The sequence below is a fragment of the Vibrio sp. B181a genome, assembly GCF_030248375.1.
Lineage (GTDB): Bacteria > Pseudomonadota > Gammaproteobacteria > Enterobacterales > Vibrionaceae > Vibrio > Vibrio campbellii.
The window spans coordinates 1-6689 of sequence record NZ_JAHGAD010000113.1 but is presented as its reverse complement, the minus strand read 5'-3'; the positions used below and the strand labels follow the sequence as shown (position 1 = coordinate 6689).

The window sequence follows — 6689 nt, the reverse complement described above, 5'->3', positions numbered from 1 at the left end:
CGTCCTGAGAAGGTACGATGATCGGATCACCTGACGCTGGCGACAGAATGTTGTTTGTCGACATCATCAGAGTACGAGCTTCAAGCTGTGCCTCTAGAGTTAGAGGTACGTGAACCGCCATTTGGTCACCATCGAAGTCCGCGTTGTACGCCGCACACACTAGTGGGTGTAGCTGGATCGCTTTACCTTCGATTAGTACTGGTTCGAACGCCTGGATACCTAGACGGTGAAGTGTAGGTGCACGGTTCAATAGTACTGGGTGTTCGCGGATTACTTCGTCTAGGATATCCCAAACTACCGCTTCTTCACGCTCTACCATCTTCTTAGCAGCTTTGATTGTAGTCGCAAGACCACGAGTCTCTAGCTTGCTGTAGATAAATGGTTTGAATAGCTCAAGTGCCATCTTCTTAGGAAGACCACACTGGTGTAGACGAAGGTATGGACCTACTGTGATTACAGAACGGCCAGAGTAGTCTACACGTTTACCTAGAAGGTTCTGACGGAAACGACCTTGTTTACCCTTGATCATATCAGCAAGAGATTTCAGAGGACGCTTGTTAGAACCTGTGATCGCACGACCACGACGACCGTTATCTAGTAGCGCATCAACAGACTCTTGCAGCATACGTTTTTCGTTACGTACGATGATGTCCGGAGCAGCTAGCTCTAGAAGACGCTTCAAACGGTTGTTACGGTTGATCACACGACGGTATAGGTCGTTCAGATCTGAAGTCGCAAAACGACCGCCATCTAGTGGTACTAGAGGACGTAGATCTGGCGGAAGAACTGGAAGTACAGTTAGGATCATCCACTCTGGGTTGTTGCCAGATTGAATAAACGCTTCTACCAGTTTCAGACGCTTAGTTACTTTCTTACGCTTAGTTTCAGAGTTAGTTGTTTCTAGCTCTTCACGCATTTGTTCTGCTTCAGCGTGCATATCCATAGAACCTAGTAGGTCCTTGATTGCTTCTGCACCCATCTTAGCAGTGAACTCGTCGCCCCACTCTTCTAGACGATCTAGATACTCTTCTTCAGTAAGCATCTGAGATTTTTCTAGATCAGTCATACCCGGTTCTGTTACTACGTACATTTCGAAGTAAAGAACACGTTCGATATCACGTAGAGGGATATCCATTAGTAGACCGATACGAGACGGTAGCGATTTTAGGAACCAGATGTGAGCTACTGGTGAAGCTAGCTCGATGTGGCCCATGCGGTCACGACGAACTTTAGTTTGTGTAACTTCTACACCACACTTCTCACAGATAACACCACGGTGCTTCAGGCGCTTGTACTTACCACAAAGACATTCGTAGTCTTTAACTGGACCAAAGATACGCGCACAGAACAGACCATCGCGTTCAGGTTTGAACGTACGATAGTTGATCGTTTCAGGTTTTTTAACTTCACCGAAAGACCATGAACGGATCATGTCCGGAGAAGATAGACCGATTTTGATTGCATCAAATTCTTCGGTCTTATGCTGTGCTTTTAGAAAGTTTAATAAGTCTTTCACAATCAGCTCCTGTAAGGAGTTAAAAGGAGCTCACCCGCTAAAGTGAGCACCTTCTACCAAATAATCGCTTTATATCTCTCTCAACCTTGGTCGAGAGAGAAAGAGATTACTCTTCGTCTTCTAGCTCGATGTTGATACCTAGCGAGCGAATCTCTTTCAACAATACGTTGAACGATTCTGGCATACCAGGTTCCATGCTGTGGTTACCGTCTACGATGTTTTTGTACATCTTAGTACGGCCGTTAACGTCATCCGACTTAACCGTTAGCATTTCTTGTAGAGTGTAAGCAGCACCGTATGCTTCTAGTGCCCATACTTCCATCTCACCGAAACGCTGACCACCGAACTGAGCTTTACCACCAAGTGGCTGCTGAGTTACTAGGCTGTACGAACCAGTTGAACGAGCGTGCATCTTGTCATCAACAAGGTGGTTCAGTTTCAGCATGTACATGTAACCTACAGTTACAGGACGCTCAAACTGGTCACCTGTGCGACCATCAAACAGTTTTAGCTGACCAGATTCTGGTAGGTCTGCTAGTTTCAGTAGCGCTTTAATAGACGCTTCTGGTGCACCGTCAAATACTGGAGTCGCGATTGGTAGACCGCCACGTAGGTTCTTGATCAGAGTACGAACTTCGTCATCAGATAGAGAAGCAATGTCTACTTTCTGGCGAGTTTCGCCTAGATCGTAAACTTTCTGTAGGAACTCGCGGAATTTCGCTAGTTCTTGCTGCTCTTTAACCATCTGGTTGATCTTGTCACCGATACCTTTCGCTGCCAGACCTAAGTGTACTTCTAGGATCTGACCGATGTTCATACGCGAAGGTACACCCAGTGGGTTAAGTACGATGTCTACAGGCTGACCTTTTTCATCGTATGGCATGTCTTCAACAGGGTTGATCTTAGAGATTACACCCTTGTTACCGTGACGGCCCGCCATCTTATCACCAGGCTGGATGCGACGTTTAACCGCTAGGTAAACCTTAACGATCTTCAGTACGCCAGGTGCTAGATCATCACCTTGTGTGATCTTACGACGCTTAGTTTCGAATTTCTTATCGAAGTCAGCTTTTAGCTCGTCCCACTGCTCAGCAAGTTGCTCTAGCTGAGTTTGTAGAGCGTCATCTTCTAGCGTTAGTTCTAGCCACTTCTTACGATCAGTTGTGTCTAGTTTCGCTTCAGAGTAACCGCCATCGATCAATACAGCGCGAACACGGTTTAGAAGGCCACCCTCAAGAATCTGGAATTCTTCAGTTAGGTCTTTCTTCGCTTCTTTAAGCTGCATTTGCTCGATTTCAAGCGCACGCTTGTCTTTCTCTACGCCATCGCGAGTGAAGACTTGAACGTCGATAATCGTACCTGAAACAGAGTTAGGTACACGTAGTGAAGTATCTTTAACGTCAGATGCTTTTTCACCGAAGATTGCACGTAGTAGCTTCTCTTCAGGCGTTAGCTGAGTTTCACCTTTAGGTGTTACTTTACCAACTAGGATGTCGCCACCCTTAACTTCAGCACCGATGTAAACGATACCTGACTCGTCTAGTTTAGACAGAGCAGATTCACCTACGTTTGGAATATCCGCTGTGATCTCTTCAGAACCAAGCTTAGTATCACGCGCCACACAAGTAAGTTCTTGGATGTGGATAGTCGTGAAGCGGTCTTCTTGAACTACGCGCTCAGATACTAGGATCGAGTCTTCGAAGTTGTAACCGTTCCAAGGCATGAACGCGATACGCATGTTTTGACCAAGCGCTAGTTCACCAAGGTCTGTTGAAGGACCATCAGCAAGAACGTCACCGCGTGATACAGGTTCACCTGGCATCACACATGGGCGCTGGTTAATACATGTGTTCTGGTTAGAACGTGTGTATTTAGTCAGGTTGTAGATGTCGATACCAGCTTCACCTGGTACTAGCTCTTCTTCGTTCACTTTAACAACGATACGAGAAGCATCTACTGACTGGATTACACCACCACGTTTAGCAACTGCAGTTACACCTGAGTCAACTGCTACGTTACGTTCAATACCAGTACCAACTAGAGGCTTATCAGCCTTAAGTGTTGGAACTGCCTGACGTTGCATGTTCGCACCCATCAATGCACGGTTCGCATCATCGTGTTCTAGGAACGGGATAAGCGATGCAGCGATAGATACAACCTGGTTTGTCGCAACGTCCATGTACTGAGCGTGCTCACGAGGGTGCAGGCCAGATTCACCTTTTTGACGAGCTGTGATCAGCTCATCTGCAAAACCGCCTTCTTCAGTTAGCGCAGCGTTAGCCTGTGCGATAACGAATTGACCTTCTTCGATTGCAGATAGGTAATCTACTTCGTCTGTTACAACGCCATCTACAACGCGACGGTATGGTGTCTCTAGGAAACCGTACTCGTTACAACGCGCAAACGCAGATAGAGAGTTGATCAGACCGATGTTTGGACCTTCCGGCGTTTCGATAGGACATAGACGACCGTAGTGAGTTACGTGTACGTCACGTACTTCGAAGCCAGCACGTTCACGAGTTAGACCGCCAGGACCCAATGCAGAAATACGACGCTTGTGCGTTACTTCTGATAGCGGGTTGTTTTGGTCCATGAACTGTGAAAGCTGTGAAGAACCAAAGAATTCTTTAACAGCTGCAGAGATTGGTTTCGCGTTGATCAGGTCTTGAGGCATGATTGCGTCAAGATCGCCTAGGCTTAGACGCTCTTTAACTGCACGCTCAACACGTACTAGACCTACACGGAACTGGTTCTCAGCCATTTCGCCTACAGAACGGATACGACGGTTGCCAAGGTGGTCGATATCGTCCACTTCGCCTTTACCGTTACGGATCGCGATAAGCTTCTTCATCACTTCAACGATGTCTAGCTCGTCAAGTGTGCCTTGCTCTTGAGCATCTTCACGGCCGATAGAGCTGTTGAACTTCATACGACCAACAGTCGATAGATCGTAACGCTCTTCAGAGAAGAATAGGCTTTCGAATAGTGCTTCTGCAGCTTCTTTTGTTGGTGGCTCGCCAGGGCGCATCATGCGGTAGATTTCTACCAATGCAGAAATACGATCAACAGTGCTGTCGATACGTAGTGTTTCTGACATGAATGGACCGTGGTCTAGATCGTTGGTGAACAACGTTTCTAGTGATTTGTGGCCAGCCTGAGATAGGTTCGCTAGTGCTTCCAGGCTAATTTCCTGGTTAGCGTTAACAATGATCTCGCCTGTTGCTTCGTTGATGTAATCTTTCGATGCAACTTTACCAACGATGTACTCAACTGGTACTTCGATGTGATCAACGCCATCTTTTTCTAGTTGGCGGATATGACGAGCTGTAACGCGGCGACCTTGCTCAACGTAAGTTTTACCGTTCGCTTCGATGTCGAATGACGCAGTTTCACCACGTAGACGATCAGGAACCAACTCCATTAGTAGAGTTTGGTCTTTCACTTCGAAGTTCACTTTCTCGAAGAAGATATCTAGAATTTCTTCTGACGTCTTACCAAGTGCACGAAGGATGATCGAAGCTGGTAGCTTACGACGACGGTCGATACGTACGTATAGGTTATCCTTAGGATCGAACTCAAAGTCTAGCCATGAGCCACGGTAAGGAATTACACGTGCGTTATATAGAACTTTACCTGAAGAGTGGGTCTTACCCTTATCGCTGTCGAAGAACACGCCTGGGCTTCGGTGCAGCTGGGATACGATAACCCTCTCGGTACCGTTAATTACGAAGGTACCATTGTCTGTCATAAGCGGAATTTCGCCCATGTAGACTTCTTGTTCTTTAATGTCTTTTACAGTACCTGCTGGCGCGTCTTTATCAAAGATTACTAGACGTAGTTTTACGCGTAGTGGCTTTGAGTAAGTTACACCGCGGATTTGACATTCTTTAACGTCAAAAACTGGCTCACCAAGACGGTAGCTAACGTATTGCAGCTCAGAATTGCCGTTGTAGCTCTGAATTGGGAATACAGAACGGAAAGCAGCTTCAAGACCGTATTGACCTTCAGGATCCTGTTCGATGAATTTGTCGAACGAATCGAGCTGGATCGATAGCAGGTATGGAATGTCCAAAACTTGTGGACGAGTACCAAAGTCCTTACGGATGCGCTTTTTCTCGGTATAAGAGTAAACCATGGGGTTCCTCAGCTCGCTGATAAGTGACCCAAACTGTCCGCCCGCTCCTAGTTACTTAAGGGGGGTAAGGGACAGTGACTAAATAGCTGTTTACTGTAGTGACATTTCATTGCGTAGGAATGAAATGTTTTTTGCTCGGGGACAGGCGCTTAAACAGCGGGAAAATTCGCCTATACCCTACAGCGCAAAAAGGCCGGTGGTTAAAAAACCACCAGCCAATTAGCCGTTAGGCTAAGAAACTATGCAATAATTACTTAACAGCAACAGTTGCACCAGCTTCTTCTAGCTGAGCTTTAAGTGCGTCAGCTTCTGCTTTGTCAACACCTTCTTTAAGAGGTGCTGGAGCGCCGTCTACAAGAGCTTTAGCTTCTTTAAGACCTAGGCCAGTTGCGCCACGTACTGCTTTGATTACAGCAACTTTGTTACCGCCAGCAGATTCTAGGATTACGTCAAATTCAGTTTGCTCAGCTGCAGCTTCGCCGCCTGCTGCGCCACCTGCAACTACTGCAGCAGCAGCAGTTACACCGAATTTCTCTTCCATAGCTTCGATTAGTTCAACAACTTGCATTACAGACATTTCTGCAACTGCGTCTAGGATTTGCTCGTTAGTAATAGACATAACAATTCTCTTTTAAGTCAACAATAAGTTTATTTTGCAACCAGTAAAAAGCAAGGCTTAAGCCGCTGCTTCTTCTTTTTGATCGCGGATAGCAGCGATAGTACGTACCAGCTTGCCAGCAGAAGCTTCTTTCATGCACATCATTAGGCGTGCGATTGCTTCGTCGTAAGTTGGTAGTGTTGCTAGTACTTCAGCGTCAGTTACAGCGCCTTCAAATGCAGCAGCTTTGATCTCGAAATCTTTGTTCTCTTTAGCGAAGTCTTTGAAAAGACGCGCTGCAGCACCAGGGTGCTCGTTAGAGAACGCGATTAGAGTAGGACCAGTGAAAGTGTCAGTTAGACACTCGTAGTCTGTACCCTGAACCGCACGACGTGCTAGAGTGTTACGCACGACTTTCATGTAAACACCCGCTTCGCGAG

3 protein-coding genes and 1 pseudogene are annotated in these 6689 nt (G+C 46.6%); all 4 read right to left on the bottom strand.

From position 1 onward, the window contains the following. A pseudogene (locus KIO97_RS25845) lies at positions 1-1516 on the bottom strand (DNA-directed RNA polymerase subunit beta'); the annotation flags it as partial. Positions 1517-1622: 106 nt separating this feature from the next. Continuing rightward, on the bottom strand, positions 1623-5651 hold the full coding sequence (gene rpoB, locus KIO97_RS25840) for a DNA-directed RNA polymerase subunit beta (RefSeq protein ID WP_005433641.1): 4029 nt from the start codon (positions 5649-5651) through the stop codon (positions 1623-1625). A gap of 250 nt (positions 5652-5901) precedes the next feature. Next, on the bottom strand, positions 5902-6270 hold the full coding sequence (gene rplL / locus KIO97_RS25835; RefSeq protein WP_005451128.1) for a 50S ribosomal protein L7/L12: 369 nt from the start codon (positions 6268-6270) through the stop codon (positions 5902-5904). Between the two features lie 57 nt (positions 6271-6327). Further along, positions 6328-6689 (bottom strand): 50S ribosomal protein L10 (rplJ, locus tag KIO97_RS25830; protein ID WP_285384338.1); only part of this gene is annotated, 362 nt, incomplete at its 5' end.

Coding starts and splice junctions, on each gene's coding strand:
- rpoB (WP_005433641.1), bottom strand. CDS start 5,651: ATGGTTTACTCTTATACCGAGAAAAAGCGCATCCGTAAGGACTTTGGT.
- rplL (WP_005451128.1), bottom strand. CDS start 6,270: ATGTCTATTACTAACGAGCAAATCCTAGACGCAGTTGCAGAAATGTCT.